Origin of the sequence: Streptomyces actuosus, from assembly GCF_016921115.1 — a bacterium.
GTDB classification, from domain to species: Bacteria; Actinomycetota; Actinomycetes; order Streptomycetales; family Streptomycetaceae; genus Streptomyces; species Streptomyces actuosus_A.
The window spans coordinates 163,934-190,774 of sequence record NZ_JAFFZS010000014.1; the positions used below are offsets into that span (position 1 = coordinate 163,934).

Below are 26,841 nucleotides of genomic sequence, written 5' to 3' on the forward strand. Positions count from 1 at the left end.
CGCTGGGTGACGAGTACGGACGTGCGGAAAGATGCAGAGGACTCCGGACCCAGCGGCTACGCGGCGGCCCGGCTGCGCCTCCTCACCGAGGGGGCGCAGTCCGGGCCGCCGCGCCGTGCCGCCCTCGCCGAACTGACCGACGACTGGCTCGCCGGGCTGTTCACCGCGGGCGCCGGCGAACTGCGCGGGGTGTCCCTGGTCGCCGTGGGGGGCTACGGCCGCGGCGAGCTGAGCCCGCGCAGCGACCTCGACCTGCTCCTCCTCCACGACGGCACGGACGCCGCCGCCGTCGCCTCCCTCGCCGACCGGATCTGGTACCCCGTGTGGGACCTGGGCCTCGCGCTCGACCATTCGGTGCGCACCCCGGCACAGGCCCGCGCGACCGCCGGCGAGGACCTGAAGGTCCAGCTCGGCCTGCTCGACGCCCGCCACATCGCCGGCGACCTCGGACTGACGGCCGGTCTGCGCACGGCGGTCCTCGCCGACTGGCGCAACCAGGCCCCCAAACGCCTGCCCGAGCTGCAGGAGCTGTGCGCCGAACGGGCCGACCGGCAGGGTGAGGCCCAGTACCTGCTGGAACCCGACCTGAAGGAGGCCCGCGGCGGCCTCAGGGACGCCACCGCGCTGCGTGCCGTCGCCGCCTCCTGGCTCGCCGACGCCCCCCGCGAGGGCCTCGCCGAAGCCCGCCGCCGCCTCCTGGACGTCCGCGACGCCCTGCACCTGACCACGGGACGGGCGACGGACCGGCTGTCGCTCCAGGAGCAGGACCAGGTCGCCGGCGAGCTGGGCCTGCTCGACGCCGACACCCTGCTGCGCCAGGTGTACGAGGCGGCCCGGGTCATCTCCTACGCCAGTGACGTCACCTGGCGCGAGGTGGGGCGCGTGCTGCGCTCGCGCTCGGTGCGCCCGCGCCTGCGTGCCATGCTCGGCGGAGGCAAACAGCCCGCCGAGCGCTCCCCCCTGGCCGAGGGCGTGGTGGAGCAGGACGGCGAGGTCGTGCTGGCCCGCGCCGCGCGCCCCGAACGCGACCCCGTCCTGCCGCTGCGCGCCGCAGCCGCCGCCGCGCAGGCCGGTCTGCCCCTGTCGCTGCACGCCGTACGGCACCTCGCGACGACCGTGCGCCCGCTGCCCACGCCCTGGCCCGCGGAGGCCCGCGAGCAGCTGGTGACCCTCCTCGGCTCCGGCCGTCCGACGGTCGAGGTGTGGGAGGCCCTGGAGGCCGAGGGGCTCGTCACCCGCCTCCTGCCCGACTGGGAGCGGGTCCGCTGCCGTCCGCAGCGCAACGCCGTCCACGTCTGGACCGTCGACCGGCACCTCATCGAGACGGCCGTCCGCGCCTCCGCGTTCACCCGCCGCGTCAGCCGCCCCGACCTGCTGCTGGTCGCCGCGCTGCTGCACGACATCGGCAAGGGCTGGCCCGGGGACCACTCCGTGGCCGGGGAGATCATCGCCCGCGACGTGGCCGGCCGTATCGGCTTCGACCGGGCCGACGCCGCCGTGCTGTCCACCCTCGTGCGCCACCACCTGCTGCTGGTCGACACCGCCACCCGGCGCGACCTGGAGGACCCCGCGACCGTGCGCCTGGTCGCGGAGGCCGTCGGCAGCCAGTCCACCCTGGAGCTCCTGCACGCCCTCACCGAGGCCGACGCGCTGGCCACCGGACCGGCGGCCTGGTCGTCCTGGCGCGGCTCGCTCGTCGCCGAGCTGGTCCGCCGGGTCGCCGCGGTGCTCGCCGGGGACGCCGCCGAGGAGCCCGAGCCCGCCACGGCCACCGCGGAACAGGAGCGGCTCGCCCTGGAAGCCGTCGCGACCGGCGGACCCGTGCTGGCGCTGCGCGCGCAGACCGAGGCCGCTCCGCAGGCGGCGGAGGGCACCCAGGAGCCGGCGGAGGCGGTGGACCCGGAGCCGCTCGGCGTGGAGCTCGTCATCGCCGTACCCGACCAGCCGGGTGTGCTGCCCGCGGTCGCCGGTGTCCTCGCCGTGCACCGGCTCACCGTTCGGACCGCCGAGCTGAGCGCCCTGGAGCTGCCACAGGGCGTCGAGGGCTCCGTACTGCTGCTGAACTGGCGGGTCGCCGCGGAGTACGGTTCGCTGCCGCAGGCGACGCGACTGCGCGCGGACCTCGTCCGGGCCCTCGACGGCTCCCTGGACGTCGCCGGCCGCCTCGCCGAGCGGGACGCCGCCTACCCGCGGCGCCGGGGCGTGGTGGCCCCGCCGCCCAGGGTGACCGTCCACCCCACCGCCTCCCGTCTCGCCACGGTCATCGAGGTCCGCGCACAGGACGCCCCGGGCCTGCTGTTCCGCATCGGGCGGGCCCTGGAGGACGCGGCCGTGCGGGTGCGCAGCGCCCATGTCTCGACGCTGGGCGCCAACGCCGTGGACGCCTTCTACGTGACCGGGCCCGAGGGGGCTCCGCTGCCCGGTGAGGAGGCCGCGGCGGTGGCCCGGAAGCTGGAGGAGACACTGCGCGGGTGAGCCCGGCCCGGCGACTTGTGCCGCCGGGATACCCTGGAGGGCGATCCGTTTCCCTGCCACCGACCCCGAGGACCGACGTCGCCGTGTTCGATACTCTCTCCGATCGCCTTTCAGCGACCTTCAAGAACCTGCGCGGCAAAGGGCGTCTGAGCGAGGCGGACATCGACGCCACCGCGCGCGAGATCCGCATCGCGCTTCTCGAGGCGGACGTGGCGCTGCCCGTGGTGCGCTCGTTCATCAAGAACGTCAAGGAGCGCGCCCTCGGCTCCGACGTGTCCCGGGCACTCAATCCGGCCCAGCAGGTCCTGAAGATCGTCAACGAGGAACTGGTCACCATCCTCGGCGGCGAGACCCGGCGTCTGCGCTTCGCCAAGCAGCCCCCGACCGTCATCATGCTGGCGGGTCTGCAGGGTGCCGGTAAGACCACCCTCGCCGGCAAGCTCGGCAAGTGGCTCAAGGAGCAGGGCCACTCGCCGCTGCTGGTCGCCTGTGACCTCCAGCGCCCCAACGCCGTGAACCAGCTCAGCGTCGTCGCCGAGCGCGCGGGCGTGGCCGTGTACGCGCCGGAGCCCGGCAACGGCGTCGGCGATCCGGTCAAGGTCGCCAAGGACTCCATCGACCACGCGAAGGTCAAGGTCCACGACATCGTGATCGTGGACACCGCCGGCCGCCTCGGCATCGACCAGGAGATGATGCAGCAGGCCGCCGACATCCGGGACGCGGTCTCGCCCGACGAGATCCTCTTCGTCGTCGACGCGATGATCGGCCAGGACGCGGTCAACACCGCCGAGGCCTTCCGCGACGGCGTCGGCTTCGACGGCGTGGTGCTCTCCAAGCTCGACGGTGACGCCCGTGGTGGTGCCGCCCTGTCGATCCGGCAGGTCACCGGCATGCCGATCATGTTCGCGTCGAACGGTGAGAAGCTCGACGACTTCGACGCCTTCCACCCGGACCGGATGGCCTCCCGCATCCTCGACATGGGTGACCTGCTCACCCTGATCGAGCAGGCGGAGAAGACCTTCAGCCAGGAAGAGGCCGCCAAGATGGCCTCCAAGCTGGCGTCCAAGAAGGGGCAGGACTTCACCCTCGACGACTTCCTGGCCCAGATGGAGCAGGTCCGGAAGATGGGCAGCATCAGCAAGCTGCTCGGGATGCTGCCCGGCATGGGGCAGATCAAGGACCAGATCCAGAACCTGGACGAGCGGGACGTCGACCGCGCGGCCGCCATCATCAAGTCGATGACCCCGGCGGAGCGCCAGGAGCCGACGATCATCAACGGCTCCCGCCGCGCCCGTATCGCCCGCGGTTCCGGTGTCGAGGTCAGCGCCGTGAAGAACCTGGTCGAGCGATTCTTCGAGGCCCGCAAGATGATGTCCCGCATGGCCCAGGGCGGCGGGATGCCCGGCATGCCGGGCATCCCGGGCATGGGCGGCGGCCCCGGCCGGCAGAAGAAGCAGCCGAAGAAGGCCAAGGGCAAGCAGCGCTCCGGCAACCCCATGAAGCGCAAGCAGCAGGAGCAGGAGGAGGCCGCGCGCCGCGCGGCCGCCGCCGAGGGCGGTGCCTTCGGCCTGCCCCAGCAGGGCGGGCAGGAGTTCGAGCTCCCGGACGAGTTCAAGAAGTTCATGGGCTGACCGCCCACCGACCGCGGCCACCTCGCGCGCGGCCCAGGACGAGGCCGGCCCCGCGGGGCCGGCCTCCGGGTTCGGGCCGGCACACGCGCCCCCGGGGCGCGTGCATCCGCATGCTTGTGCGGCTTACGTGCCGTGGCGTCCGGACACGGCACGTCCTGCCCCGCCGCGCACGTCTCCCGACCAGCCCTGGCGCTCCGAGGGCACGCCCACACCGACACGCGCGGTCGCCGGTGAGGCCGGGGTGCCGTTCTCCTCCGCGGGCGTACGGCCTCGCCGCCGCCCCGCAGACCCTGGACGTGATCGGCGGCGAGATGCGCCGCATCGTCGACGCGTGCCACGAGGAGGCCTGCGGCCGGCAGGACCGTCCCAGCGACCGGGTCGACGCCCACGCCGAGGCGCTGCCGGAGCAGGAGACGCCGGAGGAGACCGACGCGTACCGCACGCGGAGGTGACGCGACAAGTGAAGGACACCGCGGCGTGACGCGCCCGCGCACCGCTGCGCCCAGGATGCCTACGGCACGCGCGCGATGAGGTAGCGGAAGACGTTCGGCATCCACACCGTCCCGTCCGGCCGCCGGTGCGGGTGCAGGGCCTCGGTGAGCTCCTTCTCCACCTGCGCCTGGTCGGTGGCCGCGATCGCCGCGTCGAACAGTCCGGTCGACAGCAGGCCGCGGACGGCGCTGCGGGGGCCGGTGTAGCCGAACGGGCAGGCGACCCGGCCCGAGCCGTCCGGCTTCAGGCCGGCCCGCTGGGCGACCTCTTCCAGGTCGTCGCGGTGCGTGGGACGCCAGCCGCCGGTGAACCGCAGCGGATCGGCCAGCCGGGCGGCCACCCGCAGCACGGAGGACGTGGTGCACCGTTCCGGCGGACCCCAGCCCGCCAGCACCACCGCCGCCCCGTGCTCGGCGAGCGGGACCGCGCCCGCGAGCAGCTCCGCGAGCCCCTCCGAGTCGCCTGCCAGGCAGCCGATCGGCTCGAACGCCGTCACCAGGGTGTACGGGGCCGTCCGGGTGTCGGTGACGTTCTCCGGGCAGTCCTCGACGAGCCGTGCCTCCACCCCCGCGGGTGCCTCCGGCGCCTCGGGCAGCAGCCGGTCGCGGGCCAGGGCCAGCCGCTCGGGGGAGTGGCACTCCACGCCCGTGATCTCCGCGCCGCGCGAGGCCGCCATCAACAGGGCCAGGCCCGAGCCGCAGCCCAGACCCAGCAGCCGGGTGCCGGGGCCCACTTCCAGTCGTTCGTAGACGGCCTCGTAGAGCGGGACGAGCATCCGCTCCTGGATCTCGGACCAGTCACGCGCGCGTGCACACAGGTCCACGCGGGGGGCCGGGCCCGCGTGAGGGAGATGCTGCCGCACGAGCGTAGGTGTCATAGGTACGCGCCCCAATCCGCCGAGAGTCGCTGCTGTGCCCGGATCTGCGCACCGCCGGGCCCCCCGTGCAGTGCGCTCGCAACTTCCCCCCCTGTATGCCAGGAAACTCCGCCTCCGACCGGTCGTCCAGTGGAAGGCGCCCCCGGTTTGGGAGTTGACCGCCCCGGTGGCGAGATTTCACACGCCCGCAACGTCGGCCCGTACCATCGCGCCATGGCCAGGACACCGGTTGTCACCCCGCGCGCCGAGACCTCCCCCGCTGGTACCAGGACCTCGTCGCCGAGGCGGAGCCGGCGGACAACGGCCCGGTGCGGGGCACCGTGGTGATCCGCCCGTACGGGTCCGCCCCGTGGGAGCGGATGCCGGCCGCGAGGGGCACCCGGATCAAGGGGACGGGTACACCGCGAACGCGCTCGAGGGTGTCCGTGGGCCTCACTCGGTGAGAACGGAGAGGCGGGGCTCGCCGGGCGGGGCGTGACCGTGCGGTGTCCGGTCGCCGAGTAAGGGCCGGTTCCGGAGGCCGAGTACGCCCCGGGTGACGCCGCGGCCGTCGCGCGCGCTTACTGATACAGCGGGCTTTCGGCTGGGGCGTGTCCGAAACACCTCTTGCGCAACCGCCGGCCCTGCCGTCACGGCGTGCGGCCCGTTCGCGTGCCGGACCGGCCGGGTGCCCGGGGGAGGGTCCGAGCGCGGAGGGCGGTGGCGGACGGATGGTCCTACATCGGACTACGTACCGCCTTAGGGGGAGCTGTGAGGCTTCTCCGCAGATCAGCGCACCCGCCCTCGTCGGGAGGCATCAGCCGCAACTGACGGGTACGTGCAAATTATTTGGGATGGCCCGGAATCGGAACACAGAGGCCCTCCGGCTCGTTGTCATTACGTGAGCACGACACAGACACCACCTGTACTCGCCGCAGAGCTGGCACAGGCGTGGGCCGACATTCAGCGGTACCACCCCGAGCTGCCGGACCTTGCCGCACCCGAGTCCCTGATCGGGGAGTCGTCGTCCGCGTGCGGTCACGAGCTCTCCTTCGAGCGACTGCTTCATGAGGCAGTCCATGGCGTCGCCGCCGCGCGCGGCGTGCGCGACACCTCCCGTGCCGGCCGCTACCACAACCGCAGATTCCTCGCCGTGGCGGAGGAGCTCGGCCTGGACCATCCGGACGAACCGCACCCGAGCAGCGGCTTCTCCCTGGTCACGCTGAGCCCCGAGGCCAAGCGGCGCTACCGTCCGACCATGGAGCGGCTGCAACGCGCTCTCAAGGCCCACTCGGCGGCGACCTCGGCCGAGACCACCCGTGCCTTCCGCGGCCCTGCCGCCCGGCACGGCTCCTCCGGTGGGGGCGTGCGCGTCAAGGCCGTCTGCGACTGCGGCCGCAACGTCCGCGTCGTCCCGTCGGTCCTGGCCCAGGCGCCGATCGTCTGCGGCGGCTGCGGCAAGCCGTTCCGGATCCCGGAGGTCGTGGGTGCGGCGTAGCGGGCGGACGTCCGGCACCGGCATCTCGTGGCTGCCGGTGCCGCACGGCGTCACCCCGTAGCGCCGGGCCGCGCATCCGGCGGCGATCCTCAGGTCGCCGCCGGATGCGCCTTCGGCATGCCCTGGTCCCTGCACCCTGCGGCCCGGACCGGACCGCAGGGTGTGGCACAATGGCTAGCTGTACTCGACAGTCGCACAGGACCCCTCTCTCCTCCGGCTGACGCGTCCATCGGGCACTCGGGTACCGCAACCCCACGCGGCGAACCCGCCGTGCCCAACCACGTCAATTCCAGGAGAATCCACTCCCGTGGCAGTCAAGATCAAGCTGAAGCGTCTGGGCAAGATCCGTTCGCCTCACTACCGCATCGTCGTCGCCGACTCCCGCACCCGCCGTGACGGCCGGGCCATCGAGGAGATCGGCAAGTACCAGCCGACGTACAACCCGTCGGTCATGGAGGTCGACGCCGAGCGCGTGGCGTACTGGCTCTCCGTCGGCGCCCAGCCGACCGAGCCCGTGCTCGCCATCCTGAAGAAGACCGGCGACTGGCAGAAGTTCAAGGGCGAGCCCGCCCCGGCGCCGCTGCTGCAGCGGGCCGAGAAGCCCGCGCGTCCGTCGTTCGAGGCCATCGGCGGCGACGACGACGCCAAGGGTGAGGCGATCACCCAGAAGAAGAAGGCCGAGAAGAAGGACGAGGCCGCTGCCGAGTCCTCCTCGGCTGAGTCGACCGAGGCCTGAGCATGCTCGAGGAGGCTCTCGAGCACCTCGTGAAGGGCATCGTCGACAACCCTGACGATGTGCAGGTCGCCTCGCGCAACCTGCGCCGCGGGCGTGTGCTGGAGGTCCGGGTCCACCCCGACGACCTCGGCAAGGTGATCGGCCGCAACGGCCGCACCGCACGCGCTCTGCGTACCGTCGTGGGCGCCATCGGCGGTCGCGGAGTCCGTGTCGACCTCGTCGACGTGGACCACGTCCGCTGACGCTTCGCAGCACCGGCTCGGGCCGGGGAGGGCCACTGGCCGTCCCCGGCCCGCAGTCGTCTGACGGAGCAGAAGAATCGACAGGATGGTCAGAAGTGTCAGGAGTGACCGTAGTGACAGGAGAATGGGTCACGTGCAGCTGGTAGTCGCACGGATCGGCCGCGCCCACGGCATCAAGGGTGAGGTCACCGTCGAGGTACGTACCGACGAGCCGGAACTGAGACTCGCGCCGGGTGCCGTCCTGGCCACCGACCCCGCCTCCACCGGACCGCTGACCATCGAGACCGGCCGGGTGCACAGCGGCCGGCTGCTGCTGCGGTTCGAGGGCCACACCGACCGCAGCGCCGCCGAGGCGCTGCGCAACACCCTCCTGATCGCCGACGTCGATCCCGACGAGACGCCCGACGACGAGGACGAGTACTACGACCACCAGCTCATCGACCTGGACGTGGTACTGCCGGACGGCACGGAGGTCGGCCGGATCACCGAGATCTCGCACCTGCCCCACCAGGACCTCTTCATCGTCGAGCGCCCCGACGGCTCCGAGGTGATGGTCCCGTTCGTCGAGGAGATCGTCACCGAGGTCGACCTGGAGGAGCAGAGGGCGGTCATCGACCCGCCGCCGGGCCTGATCGACGACCGCGCCGAGACCGCCTCGTCGAGGGACGACGAGGCATGAGGCTCGACGTCGTCACGATCTTCCCCGAGTACCTCGAACCGCTGAACGTCTCCCTCGTCGGCAAGGCACGCGCGCGGGGCCGGCTCGACGTCCACGTGCACGACCTGCGGCAGTGGACCTACGACCGCCACAACACGGTCGACGACACGCCCTACGGCGGCGGCCCCGGAATGGTGATGAAGACCGAGCCCTGGGGCGACGCCCTCGACTCCGTCCTCGCCGACGGCTACGAGGCGGGCGCCGGCGAACCGGCCCTCATCGTGCCCACGCCCAGCGGCCGGCCCTTCACCCAGGACGTCGCCGTCCAGCTCTCCGAGCGGCCGTGGCTGATCTTCACTCCCGCCCGCTACGAGGGCATCGACCGCCGGGTCGTCGACGAGTACGCCACCCGGATGCCCGTAAACGAGGTGTCCATCGGCGACTACGTCCTCGCGGGCGGCGAGGCGGCCGTCCTCGTGGTCACGGAGGCGGTGGCGCGGCTGCTGCCCGGTGTCCTCGGCAACGCCGAGTCCCACCGGGACGACTCCTTCGCCCCCGGCGCCATGGCCAACCTCCTGGAGGGCCCCGTCTACACCAAGCCGCCCGCCTGGCGCGGCCGGGACATCCCGGACGTGCTGCTCAGCGGCCACCACGGGAAGATCGCCCGCTGGCGCCGCGACGAGGCCCTGCGGCGGACGACGGCGAACCGGCCCGACCTCATCGAGCGCTGCGGCCCCGAGGCCTTCGACAAGAAGGACCGGGAGATGCTCTCCATCCTGGGCTGGGAGCCCGACCCCGAGGGGGCGCTCCACGGCCGATTTTGGCGCAGGACCCCGGGCGTGGAACAATAGGCCGCTGCTGTCGGCCGTCCGGCGTGCGCCCCTGCCACAGGGGGACACGACGTCCGCTCCGACGGAGGCAGCACTCACCGAACGATCTAGTTTCCGTTGATGACCTGTGGCATCAACGAAGAAAGCAGACGACATGTCGCACCTGCTCGACTCCGTCGACGTCGCGTCGCTCCGCAGCGACATCCCGGCCTTCCGCCCGGGTGACACCGTCAACGTCCACGTCCGCGTCATCGAGGGCAACCGCTCCCGTGTGCAGCAGTTCAAGGGCGTCGTGATCCGCCGCCAGGGTTCCGGCGTGCGCGAGACGTTCACCGTCCGCAAGGTCTCCTTCTCCGTGGGCGTGGAGCGCACCTTCCCGGTGCACACCCCGATCGTCGAGAAGATCGAGCTCGTCACCCGCGGTGACGTGCGCCGCGCCAAGCTGTACTACCTGCGCGAGCTGCGCGGCAAGGCGGCGAAGATCAAGGAGAAGCGCGAGAACTGATCTCGCGCGGGCGTTCACAGCGGGGCCGGATAGCATCTGGCCGCGATGGACACCGAAGCACAGCCGACGAAGCGCGACCGCTCCCCCCTCCCCGACACCGGGGCGGGGGAGAGCCGGTCGCGCTTCTCGCATGTGGCGCGTGCGGCGGGCCGGCTGCCCGGTGGGCGGATCACCCTGACCCTGTCGATCTGCCTGGTCTTCGCGCTGTTCCTGAACCTGTTCGTGATGCGGCCCTTCCAGATCCCCTCCGGATCCATGGAGGCGGGGTTGAGGATCGGGGACCGCGTCCTCGTAAATAAGTTGGCGTACCGTTTCGGTGCCGAGCCACGCCGCGGGGACGTGGTTGTGTTCGACGGCACCGGGTATTTCGGGGACGCCGACTACATCAAACGCGTTGTGGGTGTGGGGGGAGACCACGTGGTCTGCTGTGACAAGGAAGGGAGGATCATGGTGAACGGCCGCTCTGCCGACGAGTCCGCGTTCCTCCACCCGGGGGACGAGCCGTCCCTGGTGCCCTTCGACGTCGTCGTGCCCTACGGCCGCCTCTTCGTCCTCGGCGACCACCGCAGTGTCTCCAGCGACTCCCGCGACCACCTGGGCTCGCCGGGCGGCGGCATGATCCCCGTCGGGGACGTGATCGGCCGCGCCGACTGGATCGTGTGGCCCTTCGGGCACGCGGCCCGGCTGCACCGTCCCGGCGCCTACGCGGGCGTGCCGGACCCCGGACCGGTCGCCGCGGGGGCCACGTCCCCGGACAGGGCGGGCGCGCATGGGTAACCGAGGCAAACCCCGCGGCGTGCCCGCCGACGCCACGGACAACCTCCTGCCCACCGGAGCGCGCCGCGCCTCCACCCCGTCGAGCGGACGCAGCCGTGCCGATCGGCGCAAGCTGCAGAGGAAGGTCAAGCGCAGGCGCAGGCGCGGCGCCGTCAAGGAGATACCCCTTCTTGTCGGTGTCGCGGTGCTGATCGCGCTCGTGCTGAAGACCTTCCTCGTCCAGGCGTTCGTGATCCCCTCGGGCTCCATGGAGCAGACGATCCGCATCGGCGACCGGGTCCTGGTCGACAAGTTCACCCCGTGGTTCGGATCCCGGCCGCAGCGCGGGGACGTCGTGGTGTTCAAGGACCCCGGCGGCTGGCTGAAGGACGAGCAGACCACCACCAAGAAGGACGACCCCATCGTCGTCAAGCAGGTCAAGGAAGGCCTCACCTTCATCGGCCTGCTGCCGTCCGACAACGAGAAGGACCTCATCAAGCGGGTCGTCGGCGTCGGCGGGGACCACGTCAAGTGCTGCGACGCGCAAGGGCGTATCACCGTCAACGACGTTCCCCTGAACGAGGACTACCTGTACCCCGGCAACGCCCCCTCCGACACACCCTTCGACATCACCGTCCCCGAGGGGCGCCTGTGGGTGATGGGCGATCACCGCGCCAACTCCGCGGACTCCCGCTTCCACCAGGACATGGACTACGGCGGCACGGTCTCCGAGGACGAGGTCGTCGGGCGCGCCATGGTGATCGCCTGGCCGATGGGCCACTGGAGCACGCTGAACGAACCGAAGGCGTTCGCCGCGGTGACCGACGCGGCCCCCGGGTCGAACGTCGCGGCACGGTCGTCGCATAGGGTTGCCCACGACGATGTGAACGAAGCGGTCCCTCTCCCGACCCCTGCGGAACTCCCGCTCGTTATGGGAGTGGTGGGCCTGCGCCGTGTACGGGGCAGGCGGCGGCAGAGAGTGAGGAGTTGGCGTGGGGGATGTGGCGGTTGGCGCACGGTCCGGACACGATGGCGAGGAGCACCCCGGGCGCCCCGTGGAGTCGGCCGCGCCGGCTGCGGACAGCGCCATGACCTCCGGGAGTGACGGGACGGCGGCCGGGGACGACACCCCGGCGGACGACCGGGACAGGACCGGGGACGGCGACGCGGGTGCCGGCGACTCGGGCGCGCCGAGGAAGCCGCGACCGTTCTGGAAGGAGCTGCCGCTCCTGATCGGTATCGCGCTCGTGCTGGCGCTGCTGATCAAGACGTTCCTGGTGCAGGCTTTCTCGATCCCGTCGGAGTCCATGCAGGACACTCTGCAGAAGGGCGACCGGGTCCTGGTGGACAAGCTCACGCCCTGGTTCGGCTCCGAGCCCGAGCGCGGCGAGGTCGTCGTCTTCCACGACCCGGACAACTGGCTGGCCGGTGAACCCACGCCCAGGCCGAACCCCCTGCAGAAGGTCCTCAGCTGGATCGGCCTGATGCCCTCCGCGGAGGAGAAGGACCTGATCAAGCGGGTCGTCGCCGTCGGCGGCGACACCGTCTCCTGCAAGGGCACCGGCCCGCTCACGATCAACGGCCACGCGCTGAACGAGCCGTACGTCTACCCCGGCAACACGCCGTGCAGCGACGACGAGGGCGGCCAGTTCACCGTGAAGGTTCCCAAGGGCTTCATCTGGGTCATGGGCGACCACCGGCAGAACTCCCGGGACTCGCGCTACAACCAGAACGACAAGAACCACGGCTTCGTCCCCGTCGACAAGGTCGTCGGCCGCGCCGTCGTCCGCGCCTGGCCGATCAACCGCTGGGGCACGCTGCCCATCCCCGACACCTTCGACCAGCCGGGCCTGGGCGACCAGTCCTCGTCCGCCGCGCCTCTGACGGCCGCCCCGGACGCGCTCGTCCTGGCCGGTGCGGTGCCGGTGGCGCTGCGGCGGCGCCGCAGGTCGCGGAGGGACTGACGCCCCGGCGGAGCCGCGGGGCGGGTCCCGCTCCCGGCCCCGGGCCCGTCCCCGACGGGGACGCGGCATGGGCACTTCTTGACCTTCGCCGTGCGCCCGACGGGGTGGGCCGCACTCGTACCGACCGGTAGGGTGCGGGTCCATGAGCGGCGAGAGCACGATACGCACGGCGGCGTCCCGGCCCGGCGGAACGGCGGGCGGCCGGCTGGGGCACCGGCTGTCCGGGCTGGCCGTGGCGCTGGGCCTGGTGCTGTTCCTGGGCGGTTTCGTCTGGGCGGCGCTGGTCTACCGGCCGTACACCGTGCCGACCAGTTCGATGGCCCCGACGATCGGCGTCGGCGACCGGGTGCTGGCGCAGAAGGTCGACGGCGCCGACGTCCGCCGCGGTGACGTCGTCGTCTTCCGTGACAAGACCTGGGTGACCAACGCCCCCGTGGTCAAGCGGGTCGTCGCGGTCGGCGGCGACACCGTCTCCTGTTGCACCGACGGCAAGCTGACCGTGAACGGGCGGCAGATCGACGAGCCCTACCTGCCGGCCGGCAGCCTGGCCGAGATCACGAACTTCCCCACCGTGAAGGTGCCCGAGGGGCGCCTGTTCCTGCTCGGGGACGAGCGGCGCGGCTCCCTGGACTCCACCGCCCACCTCACCGACGCGGCCGGCGGCACCGTGGCGCGCAGCGCCGTCACCGCCCGCGTCGACGCCGTGGTCTGGCCCATGGACGGCATGCTGAAGCGTCCCACGGGCTTCGAGACCCTCGGCACGCTGTCGCAGCCGGGCCCCCTGCGGACCCTCGGCGCGCTGATCGTGGCCGGGGCGGTGCTCGTGCTCGGCGGTGGCGCCTACGGCCCTGTCGCCAAGCGGCTCGGGGGCGGGGCCCGCTCCCGTTCGCGGACGACGGAGCCCGCCGGTGCCCGCTGAGCCGCGCCGGGTGGCCCGGGTGGTGCTGCTCGACCCGGCCGACCGTGTCCTGCTGCTGCACGGCCACGAGCCGGACGACCCCGCCGACGACTGGTGGTTCACGCCGGGCGGCGGGGTGGAGGGCGACGAGACCCGTGAGGAGGCCGCGCTGCGGGAACTCGCGGAGGAGACCGGCATCACCGACGTGGAACTGGGCCCGGTGCTGTGGCGGCGGCAGTGCTCGTTCCCGTTCGCGGGCCGCCGATGGGACCAGGACGAGTGGTACTACCTGGCCCGCACGACGACCACCGTGACCCGGGCCACGGCTCTGACGGAGCTGGAGCGGCGCAGTGTGGCCGGGGCGAGGTGGTGGACCTGTGCCGAACTGACCGGGTCGCATGAGACCGTGTATCCGACCAGACTCGCCGAGCTGTTTCGCAGGCTGCTCGACGAAGGTCCCCCGGCCGGGCCCGTGACCCTGGAGACGGAAATCGTCTAGGGGCGCGGAGGACTGGCGCACAATGGGGGGACCGCACGGCTGAAGGGGAACATGCCATGAGCGCCGAGGACCTCGAGAAGTACGAGACCGAGATGGAGCTGAAGCTCTACCGGGAGTACCGCGATGTCGTCGGGCTGTTCAAATACGTGATCGAGACCGAGCGGCGGTTCTACCTCACCAACGACTACGAGATGCAGGTGCACTCGGTCCAGGGGGAGGTGTTCTTCGAGGTCTCGATGGCAGATGCCTGGGTGTGGGACATGTACCGGCCCGCGCGCTTCGTCAAGCAGGTGCGGGTGCTCACGTTCAAGGACGTGAACATCGAGGAGCTGAACAAGAGCGATCTGGAGCTCCCGAGCAGCTGAGGTCACCCGCACGGGTGGGGAGGTTCTCCACAACCGCCGAGTAACCCACCAAGATCCACCACGGGGTCGAGGATGCGTGACGGTGGGCACCGGAGGTGGTGCCGACATGAACACCCAGCAGGCACGCAGTGCGCTCGGCAGGTACGGAGAGACGCTGGCCGCCCGGCGGCTGGCTGCGTCCGGAATGGCGGTCCTGGAGCGCAACTGGCGCTGCGGCAGGACCGGTGAGGTCGACATCCTCGCCCGGGACGGCGACGTCCTCGTCCTGTGCGAGGTGAAGACCCGCAGGGGCGGCTCCTTCGAGCACCCGATGGCCGCCGTCACCCAGCAGAAGGCCGAGCGGCTCCGGACCCTGGCCGAGCGATGGATCCAGGCACACGGGGGAGCCCCACCGGGCGGCGTCCGCATCGACCTGGTCGGCGTGGTCCTGCCCGCGCGCGGGGCACCCGTCGTCGAGCACGTGCGGGGGGTGGCCTGACATGGGCTTCGCACGCACCTGCTCCGTGGCCCTCGTCGGCGTCGAGGGCGTGGTCGTCGAGGTCCAGGCCGACCTCGAACCGGGCGTCGCCGCGTTCACCCTGGTGGGCCTCCCGGACAAGAGCCTGACGGAGAGCCGGGACCGGGTGCGGTCGGCGGTGGTGAACTCGGGCGGTGCATGGCCGCAGAAGAAGCTCACCGTCGGGCTCAGCCCGGCATCGGTGCCCAAGGCGGGCAGCGGCTTCGACCTCGCCGTGGCCTGCGCCGTCCTCGGCGCGGCGGAACGCATCGACCCGCGCGTGCTCGCCGACGTCGTGATGATCGGCGAGCTCGGCCTGGACGGGCGGGTGCGGCCGGTGCGCGGCATCCTGCCGGCCGTCCTGGCCGCCGCGGACGCCGGGTACGAGCAGGTGGTCGTGCCCGAGAGCGCGGCCGCGGAGGCATCGCTGGTGCCCGGCGTGTCGGTGCTCGGGGTGCGCAGCCTGCGCCAGCTGGTCGCCGTCCTGGCCGACGAGCCCGTCCGCGAGGAGCCGACCGACGAGCAGGGACGCCCGGACCCGCTCCTGGCCGGACTGCGTCTGCCGGGCACGGGCGCGGCCACCGGCCTGCACGGTCCGGATGCCGCCCGGCCGGACCGGGGCCACGACTTTGCCGACGCCGCCGACCTCGCCGACGTCGTCGGCCAGACCGTCGCGCGCACGGCCGTGGAAGTGGCGGCGGCGGGCGGGCACCACCTGTTCCTCGAAGGCCCCCCGGGAGCCGGCAAGACCATGCTGGCCGAGCGGCTGCCCACCGTCCTGCCGCCCCTGGACCGGCAGGAGTCCCTGGAGGTCACGGCGGTGCACTCGGTCGCCGGACTGCTGCCACCGGGCAGGCCCCTGATCGACGTGGCACCGTACTGCGCCCCGCACCACTCGGCCACCCTTCAGGCCCTCGTCGGCGGCGGCCCGGGCATCGCCCGGCCGGGCGCGGTGTCCCTCGCCCATCGGGGTGTGCTCTTTCTCGACGAGAGTCCGGAGTTCGGCAGTCGTGCGCTCGACGCCCTGCGCCAGCCGCTGGAGGCCGGGCACGTGGTGATCGCGCGCAGCGCGGGCGTGGTGCGCTTTCCGGCGAGGTTCCTCATGGTCCTGGCGGCGAATCCGTGCCCCTGCGGCCGGTTCTCGCAGCGCGACATGTCCTGCGAGTGCCCGCCCTCGGCGGTCCGCCGCTACCAGGCCAGGCTCTCCGGCCCGCTGCTCGACCGCGTCGACCTGCGTGTCGAGGTGGACCCGGTCGGCCGGGCCGAGCTCGTTCAGCGCGGCGCGGGTGGCGAGTCCACGGCCACGGTCGCCGACCGGGTGCGGGCCGCCCGGGAGCGAGCGGCGGCGCGGTTCGCCGGCACCCCCTGGCGCACCAACAGCGAGGTGCCGGGCCGTGAGCTGCGCAGCCGCTGGCACGCCGGGCCCGGCGCCCTGGACGACGCCGAGCGCAGCCTCGAACGCGGGATGCTCACGGCCCGGGGGCTCGACCGGGTGCTGCGCGTGGCCTGGACCGTCGCCGACCTCGTCGGCCACGACCGGCCCGACGCGGCGGACGTCGCCCTGGCCCTGCACCTGCGCACCGGTGTGCCGCGCGGCGTGCCGATGACCCTCGGAGCCCGCGCATGACCGGGGTGGCCGACGACGACGAACTGCTCGGCCGAGTCTTCCTCACCAGGGTGGTCGAACCGGGGGACCGGGCCGGCGGGCGGTGGGTGCGCCGGTTCGGGGTGGCGGAGGTGGTGCGCAGGTTGCGGGGGCGAGGCGCGGCGCTGCCGGGCGTGAGCGGGCAGCGCTGGGCCGGGTTGCGGGCGCGGGCCGCACTGGCCGATCCCGGGCGCGACCTCGACGCCGCACGACGAGCAGGGGTGCGGTTCGTCGCACCCGGGGACACCGAGTGGCCGGGCCGGCTGGACGACCTGGGCGACGCCCGGCCGCTGGGCCTGTGGGTGCGCGGGAGGCCCAGCCTGCGGATGTGGGCGCTGCAGTCGGTCGCCGTCGTCGGCGCCCGCGCCTGCACCGAGTACGGCGCCCACATGGCGGCCACCCTCGCCGCCGGCCTCGCCGAACACGGGTGGGTCGTGGTCTCCGGCGGGGCCTACGGCATCGACGGCGCCGCCCACCGAGGCGCCCTCGGCGCGGGCGGCGCCACCGTCGCGGTCCTGGCCTGCGGCGTGGACCGGCCCTATCCGGCCGGGCACGCACAGCTGATCGCGCGCATCGCGGAACAGGGCCTCGTGGTGGGAGAGTTGCCGCCCGGCTGCCATCCCACGCCCACCAGATTCGTGCTGCGCAACCGTGTCATCGCCGCCCTCACCGCGGGCACTGTCGTCGTCGAGGCGGCGCACCGCAGCGGCTCGCTGGTCACGGCCCGCGCGGCCCAGCGCCTGGGCCGGCACACCATGGGCGTGCCGGGACCGGCCACGAGCGGCCTCTCCGCGGGGGTGCACGAACTTCTGCGCGGGGAGGCGGTACTGGTCACCGACCCCGCGGAGGTCGTCGAACAGGTCGGCGCCATGGGGGAACTGGCTCCCCTGCGGCGCGGGCCCGTGCTCCCGCGAGACCTGCTGGAACCGGCCGCCCGAGCCGTCCTGGCCGCCCTTCCCGGCGGCCTGCCGGCCACACCGTGCGACATCGCCCGTGCCGCCCAGACCACCACGGAGGACGCGGTCGCGAGATTGTACGAACTACGAGCACTTGGATACGTCGAACGACTCGGCGACGGCTGGAAGTTGACACGCCAGGCGGTGATCTCCGCCCGGGGCGGTCCAGGCCCGTCCTGACCGAGCGTGTTCGGCCGTCCGGGGGACCCCCGAAATCCTTGCGGTGTGCGGCAGTTGACGCTCCGTCGCGTCACGGAGAGCTACCGCGGCGGAACGGCCGGGGGTCTCCGGTGACACCTTCGTGCGGGGATCGAGCCTTGCTCTTCGCGCACCGCGACCGGCCAGTCACGCTACGCTCACGAGGATTCCGGCACACACCGGCGACTCGACATCAGACCGACGGCTCACCCAAGCAACCCCCACCCCGGCCCACTTCACGGCAGAACGGCACAAGGCGACGAATGCCCCAGCACACCTCCGGCTCCGACCGGGCGGCGGTCCCGCCGGCCGCCCGCGACGGTGGCAGCGTGCGGCCTCCCGCTCCCTCCACGCTCGAGGAGCTCTGGCGCTCGTACAAGGCGACGGGAGACGAACGGCTGCGGGAGCAGCTGATCCTGCACTACTCGCCGCTCGTCAAGTACGTGGCGGGCCGGGTGAGCGTCGGCCTGCCGCCCAACGTCGAGCAGGCCGACTTCGTCTCTTCCGGAGTCTTCGGGCTGATCGACGCGATCGAGAAGTTCGACGTCGACCGGGAGATCAAGTTCGAGACGTACGCGATCACCCGCATCCGCGGCGCGATGATCGACGAACTGCGGGCGCTGGACTGGATCCCGAGGTCGGTGCGGCAGAAGGCACGCAATGTGGAGCGGGCCTACGCCACCCTGGAAGCACGTCTGCGGCGTACGCCCACCGAGCAGGAGGTGGCCGCCGAACTCGGCATCGGCGTGGACGAACTGCACGCGGTGTTCAGTCAGTTGTCGCTGGCCAACGTGGTCGCTCTGGAGGAGCTGCTGCACGTCGGCGGTGACGGCGGTGACGGACTGAGCGTCATGGACACCCTGGAGGACACCGCCGCCGACAATCCCGTGGAGGTGGCCGAGGACCGCGAGCTGCGGAGGTTCCTGGCACGGGCCATCAACACCTTGCCCGAGCGGGAGAAGACGGTGGTCACGCTGTACTACTACGAGGGGCTGACCCTGGCCGAGATCGGGAACGTGCTCGGGGTCACCGAGAGCCGTGTCAGCCAGATCCACACCAAGTCCGTGCTCCAGCTGCGCGCCAAGCTGGCCGGCTTCGGGCGGTGACGCCGTACTCACTCCCGCCGAGGGTGATGCGTCCGTAGAGTGGTTGACGTGCCAAGGATTCGAGCGGCCTCCGTGGCCGAGCACCGGTCGATGCAGCGAGCCGCCCTGCTGGACGCGGCCCGGTCGTTGCTGTCCGAAGGCGGGACGGAGGCGCTGACCTTCCCCGCGCTCGCCGAGCGGACGGGGCTGGCGCGGTCGTCCGTGTACGAGTACTTCCGGTCGCGGGCCGCCGTGGTCGAGGAGCTGTGCGAGGTCGACTTTCCCGTGTGGGCGGCGGACGTCGCCGAGGCGATGGCGGCGATGGACACGCCCGAGGGCAAGGTCGGCGCGTACGTGCGCAAGCAGTTGGAGCTGGTCGGGGACCGGCGGCACCGGGCGGTCGTGGCGATCTCCGCGAGCGAGCTCGACGCCGGGGCGCGCGAGAAGATCCGCGCGGCGCACGGCGGGCTGGTCGCGATGATCGTCGAGGCGCTCGGCGAACTGGGGCACGCGGAGCCCCGACTGGCCGCGATGCTCGTCCAGGGCGTCGTGGACGCAGCCGTCCGGCGGGTGGAGCTGGGTGCCGCCGAGGAGCCGGACGTCATCGCCGCAACGGCGGTGGAACTCGTCCTGCGGGGCGTCCACGGCTGACGGCGGACCCGACGTACGGGCATCCTTCGCCGCGGTCCCTCCCCCCTTGGGGGAATTTCCGGCCGGGCGGTGTCCCGGGCCCGCGGGCCTCGCGGGCCCCCTCCGACCGGGCCGGGAACGTGCCCCGCCGGTCGCCGAGGCCCCCCTGCCTGGTCTGTTCCCTCGCCATCGCCGGGCCGTGGCCGGTGCCGTGTCCTCTTGGGACGTCGGGGCCTGACGGTGCGCCGCCGTGTGCGGCGCCCGCCTTCGGCACTACCCCGGCAACGGCACCCCGAGCACCGGGAGCAGTCTCGGCGGGGTCCTCCGCAGGAGGCGCGGAGGCAGGAGGGACAGCGGATCGAGGTAGGCGTCCCCCCGCCGCAGGCCCCAGTGGACGCAGGGTGCCGCGCAGTGGGAGCCCGTCGGCTCCACCGTGCCCACCGCCTGCCCCGGGTCCACGGCGTCGCCCTTCGCCACGGACGCCGTCACCGGCTCGTACGTCGTCCTCAGCGGTGGATCACTCGTGCCCGACAGCTCCACCGACACCACCCCCCTGCCCGCCACCCGCCCCGAGAACGACACCCGCCCCGCCGCCACCGCCCGCACCACCGCCCCGGCCGGAGCCGCCAGGTCCACGCCCCGGTGGCCGCGGCCGTACGGGGTAGCCGGCGGTTCCCAGCCGCGGACGACGGCGGGGCGTACCCCGACGGGCCAGACACGGGCCACGGCCGGTACGCCCTCCGCCGGTGCCGGTGCCGGTGCCGGTGCCGGTGCCGGTGCCGGTCCGTCCGCCCGTGCCGCCGCGGGCAGGGCAGTCAGCGCCAGGCCCAGCAGCACCGCCCGCATCACCCGTACGTATCGCTTCGCTCGCATGCGGAAACCGTCCCGCACCCGGCCCGATCATGGCGCGATCTGTGGACCACTCGCAGGTTGGGGACAACGGCGTCACCCGGTGCTTCGCCGGTCCCGTACACTTCTTCTGGCGATCCGGGTCACCGGGTCGACTTCGCACGCCCCGGTACGGCATCCGGAAACGGTCCGTATCAGCGCCTCTCGGTCCTTCGCGGCTCGGCGCACCGTGGGCGTCAGGCGCGGGAGCCGTCCGGCTGCCGCGGCACAACCGAGAAACTCAAGGAGAACGGCCATGGCCGTCGTCACGATGCGGGAGCTGCTGGAGAGCGGCGTCCACTTCGGTCACCAGACCCGTCGCTGGAACCCGAAGATGAAGCGCTTCATCTTCACCGAGCGCAACGGCATCTACATCATCGACCTGCTCCAGTCGCTGTCGTACATCGACCGCGCCTACGAGTTCGTCAAGGAGACCGTCGCCCACGGCGGCACGGTCATGTTCGTCGGCACCAAGAAGCAGGCGCAGGAGGCCATCGCCGAGCAGGCCACCCGCGTCGGCATGCCCTTCGTCAACCAGCGCTGGCTGGGCGGCATGCTCACCAACTTCTCGACCGTCTACAAGCGTCTGCAGCGCCTCAAGGAGCTGGAGCAGATCGACTTCGAGGACGTCGCGGCCTCCGGTCTGACCAAGAAGGAGCTCCTGGTCCTCTCCCGCGAGAAGGCCAAGCTGGAGAAGACCCTCGGCGGTATCCGCGAGATGCAGAAGGTGCCCAGCGCCGTCTGGATCGTGGACACCAAGAAGGAGCACATCGCGGTCGGTGAGGCCCGGAAGCTCAACATCCCGGTCGTCGCCATCCTCGACACGAACTGCGACCCCGACGAGGTCGACTACAAGATCCCGGGCAACGACGACGCGATCCGCTCCGTCACCCTGCTCACCCGTGTGATCGCCGACGCCGTCGCCGAGGGCCTCATCGCCCGCTCCGGCGTCAACGCCGGTGACAAGGGTGAGAAGGCCGCGGGCGAGCCGCTCGCCGAGTGGGAGCGCGACCTGCTCGAGGGCGAGAAGAAGGCCGAGACCCAGGAGGCCGCTCCGGCTGCCGAGGCGCCGGCTGCCGAGGCTCCGGCTGCCGAGGCGCCCGCTGCGGAGGCGCCCGCTGCGGAGGCTCCGGCCACCGAGGCTCCGGCCACCGAGGCTCCGGCCGCCGAGGGCGAGCAGGCCTGACCCGTCAGCGTTGACGGCGGGAGCGGTGACATGAACTCCGCTCCCGCCGTTCACCCGTAGGTCAGCGGCTGGACAGCGGCCTTTGCCCACATGGAGGCCGTACCCCGCAGATCTTCGATCTTCCAGACTTCGAGAAAGACTCACAGACTCATGGCGAACTACACCGCCGCCGACGTCAAGAAGCTCCGCGAGCTCACCGGCGCCGGCATGATGGACTGCAAGAAGGCGCTGGACGAGGCCGAGGGCAACGTCGAGAAGGCCGTCGAGGCACTGCGCATCAAGGGCCAGAAGGGCGTCGCCAAGCGTGAGGGCCGCTCCGCCGAGAACGGCGCCGTGGTCTCCATCATCGCCGACGACAACTCCTCCGGCGTCCTGGTCGAGCTGAAGTGCGAGACGGACTTCGTCGCCAAGGGCGAGAAGTTCCAGGCCGTCGCCGACACGATTGCCGAGCACGTCGCCAAGACCGCTCCGGCGGACATCGAGGCCCTGCTCGCCTCCGAGATCGAGGCCGGCAAGACCGTCCAGGCGTTCGTGGACGAGGCCAACGCCAACCTCGGCGAGAAGATCGTCCTGGACCGCTTCGCGCAGTTCGCGGACGGCTTCGTGCTCGCGTACATGCACCGCACGATGCCCGACCTGCCCCCGCAGATCGGCGTCCTCGTCGAACTCGACAAGCCGAACGCCGAGGTTGCCAAGGGCATCGCCCAGCACATCGCCGCCTTCGCGCCGAAGTACCTCTCCAAGGACGAGGTCCCGGCCGACGTCGTCGAGGCCGAGCGCCGCATCGCCGAGGAGACCACCCGCGCCGAGGGCAAGCCCGAGGCCGCCCTGCCGAAGATCGTCGAGGGTCGCCTCAACGGCTTCTTCAAGGACGCCACGCTGCTGGGCCAGCCGTACGCGCTCGACAACAAGAAGTCCGTCCAGAAGATCCTGGACGAGGCCGGTGTCACCCTGAAGCGCTTCACGCGCATCAAGGTCGGCATCTGAGTCCGTACCGCGACCGACGCTCGACCCCGATAGGGTCGACAACAGTCGCCCCTGCCGTACGCGTACGGCGACGCCCAGGCGCGCGTCGCGGACGGCAGCTGATCTGACGAGGAGGCCATTGCCGTATGGGATGCGAACCACACCCCACCGGCAATGGCCTTCTTCGTATGTGCACCACGAGGAGAACGCCATGAGCACCAAGCCCGCGAAGAGCGACGACGGCAAAGTACGCGGCCGGTTTCTGCTGAAGCTGTCCGGAGAGGCCTTCTCCGGCGGCGGGGGCCTCGGTGTCGACCCCGACGTGGTGCACAAGATCGCCCGCGAGATCGCCGCCGTCGTGCGCGACGGTTCGCAGGTCGCGGTCGTCATCGGCGGTGGCAACTTCTTCCGTGGTGCCGAACTCCAGCAGCGCGGCATGGACCGCGCCCGTTCGGACTACATGGGCATGCTCGGCACCGTGATGAACTGCCTCGCCCTCCAGGACTTCCTGGAGAAGGAGGGCATCGACTCCCGCGTGCAGACCGCCATCACCATGGGGCAGGTCGCCGAGCCGTACATCCCGCTGCGGGCCGTGCGCCACCTGGAGAAGGGCCGCGTGGTCATCTTCGGCGCCGGGATGGGCATGCCGTACTTCTCCACCGACACCACCGCCGCCCAGCGCGCCCTGGAGATCGACGCCGAGGCGCTGCTCATGGGCAAGAACGGCGTGGACGGGGTCTACGACTCCGACCCGAAGGCCAACCCGGACGCCGTCAAGTTCGACGCGCTCAGCTACGGCGAGGTCATCACCCGCGACCTGCGGGTCGCCGACGCCACGGCCATCACGCTGTGCCGGGACAACCAGCTCCCCATCCTCGTCTTCGAACTCCTGAAGGAGGGCAATATCGCCCGCGCCGTCAAGGGTGAGAAGATCGGCACCCTCGTGGGTGAGCAGCGCGACCGGGACTGACCGGAGATTCACCCGGACCCTGACCGGGGGATGGACAATGTCCTGCCGGTCGGGAACCGTGCAGGACAGAAGACGCGACGCAGCCGGCCGCCGCCCCCACAGAGGAACCGCAGCCGGGCCTACTCAAGACACGCAGGAGCAAGTGGTGATCGAAGAGACCCTCCTCGAGGCCGAGGAGAAGATGGAGAAGGCCGTCGTGGTCGCCAAGGAGGACTTCGCCGCGATCCGCACCGGCCGAGCGCACCCGGCGATGTTCAACAAGATCGTCGCCGACTACTACGGCGCGCCGACGCCGATCAACCAGCTGGCTTCGTTCTCCGTGCCGGAGCCGCGCATGGCGGTCGTCACCCCGTTCGACAAGAGCGCGCTGCGCAACATCGAGCAGGCGATCCGCGACTCCGACCTCGGCGTCAACCCGAGCAACGACGGCAACATCATCCGTGTGGTGTTCCCCGAGCTCACCGAGGAGCGCCGCCGCGAGTACATCAAGGTCGCCAAGGGCAAGGGCGAGGACGCCAAGGTGTCCATCCGCTCCGTGCGCCGCAAGGCGAAGGACGCCATCGACAAGCTGATCAAGGACGGCGAGGTCGGCGAGGACGAGGGCCGCCGTGCGGAGAAGGAGCTCGACGACACCACCGCCAAGTACGTCGCCCAGGTGGACGAGCTCCTCAAGCACAAGGAAGCAGAGCTGCTCGAGGTCTGATGAACGACTCTTCCTGGGCGGCTCAGCCGCACGCCGGGCAGGCCGGGTACTGGGGCTCCGCAGATCAGGGGCACGTCCAGGGAGCCACCCCGGCGGGTCCCGCGTACGATGCGCAGAACGCACAGCACACTCGCCCCATGCCCATCGTGCCCGACGTATCCGCACACGGCGGAGACCAGGATGACGAGCGGGGGGTCACTGGGCTGAGCGGCCCCTTGTTCCGCGACGAGAATCCGGAGTCCATGCCCGACGCCCCCCAGCCGGTGCCGACACCGCAGAAGAAGAGCGCGGGCCGTGACCTGGGCGCCGCCATAGGAGTCGGCGTCGGGCTCGGTGCGGTGATCATCGCGTCGTTGTTCATCGTGAAGGCCGTGTTCGTCGGTGTGGTCGCGGTGGCCGTCGTCGTCGGGCTGTGGGAGCTCACCAGCCGGCTCCAGGAGCGCAAGGAGATCCGGGCACCGCTGGTGCCGCTCGCCGTCGGCGGCGCGGCGATGGTGGTGGCCGGGTACGTCCGCGGTGCGGAGGGCGCGTGGGTGGCGATGGCGCTCACCGCGCTGGCCGTGCTGGTCTGGCGGATGACGGAGCCACCCGAGGGCTATCTGAGGGACGTCACGGCGGGCGTCTTCGCGGCGTTCTACGTCCCGTTCCTGGCGACGTTCGTGACGATGATGCTCGCCGCCGACGACGGTCCCTGGCGCGTGCTGACCTTCCTGCTGCTGACCGTTGTCAGCGACACCGGCGCGTACGCGGTCGGCTGGCGCTTCGGCCGGCACAAGCTCGCGCCGCGCATCAGCCCGGGGAAGACCCGCGAGGGCCTGTTCGGCGCGGTCGCGTTCGCGATGGTCGCGGGTGCGCTGTGCCTGCAGTTCCTCATCGACGACGGGGCCTGGTGGCAGGGACTGCTGCTGGGCCTCGCGGTCGCCGCCAGTGCCACGCTCGGCGACCTCGGCGAGTCGATGATCAAGCGGGACCTCGGCATCAAGGACATGGGCACGCTGCTGCCCGGTCACGGCGGCATCATGGACCGCCTGGACTCGCTGCTGCCGACGGCACCCGTGGTGTGGCTCCTGCTGGTCCTGTTCGTCGGCACCGGCTGACCGCCGCGCACGCACGACGCGTGAGCCCCCGCCCCCCGGGCGGGGGCTCACGCGCGTCCCGGCCAGAAATGGTGCTCGGCGCGCTGCGGTGGGACGATGCCCGTGCAGGCCCACCAGCGGGTGGGACGCCTTGGGAAGGGGGCATCATGTCCGGATTCCACGACGAGATCTACCTCGACTGCCGCCCCGAGGATGTCTGGGCGTACGTCGTCGACCCTGCGCACCTGCCGGAGTGGCAGGCGAGCGCGGTGTCCGCGGAGCAGCTCGACGACGGCCCGTTCGGGCTGGGTTCCCGGGTCAGGGTCACCCGGCACGTGGGCGGGCGCGACATGGCGATGACGATGGAGTGCACCGAGTACGAGCCGATGCGCTCCTGGACCGTCCGCGGCATCGACGGGCCCATCCGCGGTGACTTCCACGGAGAGATCGTCCCCATGGACGAGGGGCGCCGCACCCACATGACCATGGACCTCGACTTCGAGGGCCACGGGATCGGGAAGATCCTGCTGCCCCTCGTCGTCCGTCCGCAGGTCCGCAAGGAGATGCCGCGCAACGAGCAGCTCCTGAGGGAGCACCTCGAACACGCCTGACCGGCGGAGAACCTCCAACCACCCGGGGCAGCCGTCGTCCTCCCCCGGAGGCGGAGGGCCACCGTCGCCCTCCCCGGCGGCCTCGGGCGCCCGGCGCCGACCGGCCATCCCTTCCTGGATCCGGAGGCGGGCCGGATCCCCCCCCTCCGTTGCGGGAGGCAGCTCTTGCACCTGCCGCGGCACCAGGGTTCCGGCATGGGGAGCAGACGCAGAGTCCGCCGCATGGAGGCGGGTGGCACGGTGTACGGCTGGTGCTTCGGGCACCGGCACGATCGCGTGCGGGGCTACCCCGGGTGCCGCAGCACGGTGACGCTGTGGCGCCCCCGCGGAGCGGCCTGTCTGCGCCTCGTGTTCCACCCCTCGCCCGGCCGTGTCGTCGCCGGCAGCTTCTTCGACGAGGCCACGGTGGTGAGGCTGCCGGACCGGGAACATCTCAACCTCCACGAGCCCGGCAGCGTACGGGCGCTCCTGGACGAGTCCCTGGTCCGGGGGCTGTTTCCGGCAGCGGGGACGGTGGAGGTGGACGGCTGGCCCCTCTTCGACGCCGTGCGGCCGCTCGATCCGTCGGAGTCGGACCAGCTGTTCGGCCCGGCGGACGTCGAAGGCTGATCCGCTGCCGTGCCGCAGCGCAACCGGCAGTCCGCGGCCGACCCGCGGAACGGTCGCGGCGGTGGCGTGGGCAACGACGGCCGGTCACCGTGCTAGCTAGTGCTACGACAGGCAACGTTCGCCCGATGAGGAGCGGCGTCCGGTGCGTGCTCCCGGCGTGTCGGCCGGAAGTCCTCGTACTGGGCGTACTCGGGCTTCCGGCCGGTGCGGGGGGTGGGGGCACCGCCCGCGCCCTCGGGGCAGTGGGGGAGCGTGCCGGGCGTCGCGACGGGGCGAACGTTGCCTGTCGTGGCACTAGTAGTGCTTGGTCAGGTTGGTGTGTGGGTGGGTATGTCGCGGTGGCAGGTGGGGCAGGCGCCGGTCCAGGTCGCGAGGAGTGTCTGCAGCTCGCGGACGACGTGGTAGAGGCTCAGGCCG

At 72.0% G+C, this 26,841-nt stretch carries 29 protein-coding genes and 1 pseudogene; 28 read left to right on the plus strand and 2 right to left on the minus strand.

Annotated features, from left to right (window positions below):
- Positions 1 to 6: 6 nt before the first annotated feature.
- From JS756_RS19435 to JS756_RS19445, 3 genes are all read left to right on the plus strand, one after another.
- Complete coding sequence (locus JS756_RS19435; RefSeq protein WP_205384390.1) at positions 7 to 2,475, plus strand: [protein-PII] uridylyltransferase; 2,469 nt, start codon at positions 7 to 9, stop codon at positions 2,473 to 2,475.
- 83 nt (positions 2,476 to 2,558) lie between these two features.
- Positions 2,559 to 4,106 (plus strand): signal recognition particle protein, encoded by a 1,548-nt coding sequence (ffh, locus tag JS756_RS19440; protein WP_205384391.1) that lies wholly within the window; start codon positions 2,559 to 2,561, stop codon positions 4,104 to 4,106.
- A 296-nt stretch (positions 4,107 to 4,402) separates the two neighbouring features.
- Positions 4,403 to 4,558: a hypothetical protein gene (locus JS756_RS19445; RefSeq protein WP_205384392.1), complete on the plus strand. Its 156-nt coding sequence runs from the start codon at positions 4,403 to 4,405 to the stop codon at positions 4,556 to 4,558.
- Positions 4,559 to 4,617: 59 nt separating this feature from the next.
- Here the strand turns inward: JS756_RS19445 and JS756_RS19450 are convergent, their stop codons facing one another.
- Entirely contained in the window at positions 4,618 to 5,475 is an 858-nt protein-coding gene (locus tag JS756_RS19450; RefSeq protein WP_205384393.1) for a class I SAM-dependent methyltransferase, read from the minus strand.
- A 213-nt stretch (positions 5,476 to 5,688) separates the two neighbouring features.
- Here JS756_RS19450 and JS756_RS36860 point away from each other — a divergent pair.
- From JS756_RS36860 to JS756_RS19535, 18 genes and pseudogenes are all read left to right on the plus strand, one after another.
- Positions 5,689 to 5,873, plus strand: a pseudogene (locus tag JS756_RS36860) (proline--tRNA ligase); the annotation flags it as partial.
- A gap of 482 nt (positions 5,874 to 6,355) precedes the next feature.
- The gene (locus JS756_RS19455; protein ID WP_205384394.1) at positions 6,356 to 6,952 is read left to right on the plus strand and encodes a hypothetical protein; all 597 of its coding nucleotides are present in this window, start codon (positions 6,356 to 6,358) and stop codon (positions 6,950 to 6,952) included.
- A 307-nt stretch (positions 6,953 to 7,259) separates the two neighbouring features.
- Complete coding sequence (gene rpsP, locus JS756_RS19460) at positions 7,260 to 7,688, plus strand: 30S ribosomal protein S16 (RefSeq protein ID WP_205384395.1); 429 nt, start codon at positions 7,260 to 7,262, stop codon at positions 7,686 to 7,688.
- Positions 7,689 to 7,690: 2 nt separating this feature from the next.
- Positions 7,691 to 7,930, plus strand: coding sequence for an RNA-binding protein (locus tag JS756_RS19465; RefSeq protein ID WP_003973401.1), 240 nt, complete (start codon positions 7,691 to 7,693; stop codon positions 7,928 to 7,930).
- A 133-nt stretch (positions 7,931 to 8,063) separates the two neighbouring features.
- Positions 8,064 to 8,609 carry a ribosome maturation factor RimM gene (gene rimM, locus JS756_RS19470; RefSeq protein WP_205384396.1) on the plus strand — a complete coding sequence of 182 codons (546 nt, stop codon included), beginning with the start codon at positions 8,064 to 8,066 and terminating at the stop codon, positions 8,607 to 8,609.
- Positions 8,606 to 9,439, plus strand: coding sequence for a tRNA (guanosine(37)-N1)-methyltransferase TrmD (trmD, locus tag JS756_RS19475; RefSeq protein WP_205384397.1), 834 nt, complete (start codon positions 8,606 to 8,608; stop codon positions 9,437 to 9,439). Before rimM ends, trmD begins: the two co-directional genes overlap by 4 nt.
- A gap of 133 nt (positions 9,440 to 9,572) precedes the next feature.
- Entirely contained in the window at positions 9,573 to 9,923 is a 351-nt protein-coding gene (gene rplS, locus JS756_RS19480) for a 50S ribosomal protein L19 (RefSeq protein ID WP_205384398.1), read from the plus strand.
- 45 nt (positions 9,924 to 9,968) lie between these two features.
- On the plus strand, positions 9,969 to 10,700 hold the full coding sequence (lepB, locus tag JS756_RS19485; RefSeq protein WP_205384399.1) for a signal peptidase I: 732 nt from the start codon (positions 9,969 to 9,971) through the stop codon (positions 10,698 to 10,700).
- Positions 10,693 to 11,784: a signal peptidase I gene (gene lepB / locus JS756_RS19490; RefSeq protein WP_205384400.1), complete on the plus strand. Its 1,092-nt coding sequence runs from the start codon at positions 10,693 to 10,695 to the stop codon at positions 11,782 to 11,784. The genes lepB (JS756_RS19485) and lepB (JS756_RS19490) overlap by 8 nt, the downstream gene beginning before the upstream one ends.
- On the plus strand, positions 11,672 to 12,643 hold the full coding sequence (gene lepB, locus JS756_RS19495; RefSeq protein ID WP_205384401.1) for a signal peptidase I: 972 nt from the start codon (positions 11,672 to 11,674) through the stop codon (positions 12,641 to 12,643). Before lepB (JS756_RS19490) ends, lepB (JS756_RS19495) begins: the two co-directional genes overlap by 113 nt.
- 142 nt (positions 12,644 to 12,785) lie before the next feature.
- Positions 12,786 to 13,562, plus strand: a complete 777-nt coding sequence (gene lepB, locus JS756_RS19500) for a signal peptidase I (RefSeq protein WP_205384402.1) — start codon at positions 12,786 to 12,788, stop codon at positions 13,560 to 13,562.
- A complete protein-coding gene (locus tag JS756_RS19505; RefSeq protein WP_205384403.1) occupies positions 13,552 to 14,040 on the plus strand; it encodes an NUDIX hydrolase in 489 nt (162 codons plus the stop codon). Before lepB (JS756_RS19500) ends, JS756_RS19505 begins: the two co-directional genes overlap by 11 nt.
- Positions 14,041 to 14,096: 56 nt before the next feature.
- The gene (locus JS756_RS19510; protein ID WP_055510545.1) at positions 14,097 to 14,405 is read left to right on the plus strand and encodes a DUF2469 domain-containing protein; all 309 of its coding nucleotides are present in this window, start codon (positions 14,097 to 14,099) and stop codon (positions 14,403 to 14,405) included.
- Between the two features lie 76 nt (positions 14,406 to 14,481).
- On the plus strand, positions 14,482 to 14,883 hold the full coding sequence (locus JS756_RS19515; RefSeq protein WP_205384404.1) for a YraN family protein: 402 nt from the start codon (positions 14,482 to 14,484) through the stop codon (positions 14,881 to 14,883).
- Between the two features lies 1 nt (position 14,884).
- Positions 14,885 to 16,528, plus strand: coding sequence for a YifB family Mg chelatase-like AAA ATPase (locus JS756_RS19520; RefSeq protein WP_205384405.1), 1,644 nt, complete (start codon positions 14,885 to 14,887; stop codon positions 16,526 to 16,528).
- Positions 16,525 to 17,682, plus strand: a complete 1,158-nt coding sequence (gene dprA, locus JS756_RS19525) for a DNA-processing protein DprA (RefSeq protein WP_205384406.1) — start codon at positions 16,525 to 16,527, stop codon at positions 17,680 to 17,682. The genes JS756_RS19520 and dprA overlap by 4 nt, the downstream gene beginning before the upstream one ends.
- 281 nt (positions 17,683 to 17,963) lie before the next feature.
- Positions 17,964 to 18,806, plus strand: a complete 843-nt coding sequence (gene whiG / locus JS756_RS19530; RefSeq protein WP_205384407.1) for an RNA polymerase sigma factor WhiG — start codon at positions 17,964 to 17,966, stop codon at positions 18,804 to 18,806.
- Between the two features lie 72 nt (positions 18,807 to 18,878).
- Positions 18,879 to 19,436, plus strand: coding sequence for a TetR/AcrR family transcriptional regulator (locus tag JS756_RS19535; protein WP_205384422.1), 558 nt, complete (start codon positions 18,879 to 18,881; stop codon positions 19,434 to 19,436).
- Positions 19,437 to 19,688: 252 nt separating this feature from the next.
- On the opposite strand, the gene JS756_RS19540 is transcribed toward JS756_RS19535, so the two are convergent.
- Positions 19,689 to 20,288 (minus strand): peptidoglycan DD-metalloendopeptidase family protein, encoded by a 600-nt coding sequence (locus tag JS756_RS19540; protein ID WP_205384408.1) that lies wholly within the window; start codon positions 20,286 to 20,288, stop codon positions 19,689 to 19,691.
- 271 nt (positions 20,289 to 20,559) lie between these two features.
- Between JS756_RS19540 and rpsB the strand changes: the two genes are divergently transcribed.
- From rpsB to JS756_RS19575, 7 genes are all read left to right on the plus strand, one after another.
- Positions 20,560 to 21,489 carry a 30S ribosomal protein S2 gene (gene rpsB / locus JS756_RS19545; protein ID WP_205384409.1) on the plus strand — a complete coding sequence of 310 codons (930 nt, stop codon included), beginning with the start codon at positions 20,560 to 20,562 and terminating at the stop codon, positions 21,487 to 21,489.
- A gap of 150 nt (positions 21,490 to 21,639) precedes the next feature.
- Entirely contained in the window at positions 21,640 to 22,476 is an 837-nt protein-coding gene (tsf, locus tag JS756_RS19550) for a translation elongation factor Ts (RefSeq protein WP_205384410.1), read from the plus strand.
- Between the two features lie 190 nt (positions 22,477 to 22,666).
- Entirely contained in the window at positions 22,667 to 23,425 is a 759-nt protein-coding gene (pyrH, locus tag JS756_RS19555; protein WP_205384411.1) for a UMP kinase, read from the plus strand.
- 145 nt (positions 23,426 to 23,570) lie between these two features.
- Entirely contained in the window at positions 23,571 to 24,128 is a 558-nt protein-coding gene (frr, locus tag JS756_RS19560; protein ID WP_014675285.1) for a ribosome recycling factor, read from the plus strand.
- Complete coding sequence (locus JS756_RS19565; protein ID WP_205384412.1) at positions 24,128 to 25,225, plus strand: phosphatidate cytidylyltransferase; 1,098 nt, start codon at positions 24,128 to 24,130, stop codon at positions 25,223 to 25,225. Before frr ends, JS756_RS19565 begins: the two co-directional genes overlap by 1 nt.
- A gap of 146 nt (positions 25,226 to 25,371) precedes the next feature.
- Positions 25,372 to 25,815, plus strand: coding sequence for an SRPBCC family protein (locus JS756_RS19570; RefSeq protein ID WP_205384413.1), 444 nt, complete (start codon positions 25,372 to 25,374; stop codon positions 25,813 to 25,815).
- Positions 25,816 to 26,010: 195 nt separating this feature from the next.
- The gene (locus JS756_RS19575; protein ID WP_205384414.1) at positions 26,011 to 26,424 is read left to right on the plus strand and encodes a hypothetical protein; all 414 of its coding nucleotides are present in this window, start codon (positions 26,011 to 26,013) and stop codon (positions 26,422 to 26,424) included.
- The last annotated feature ends 417 nt before the right edge of the window (positions 26,425 to 26,841 follow it).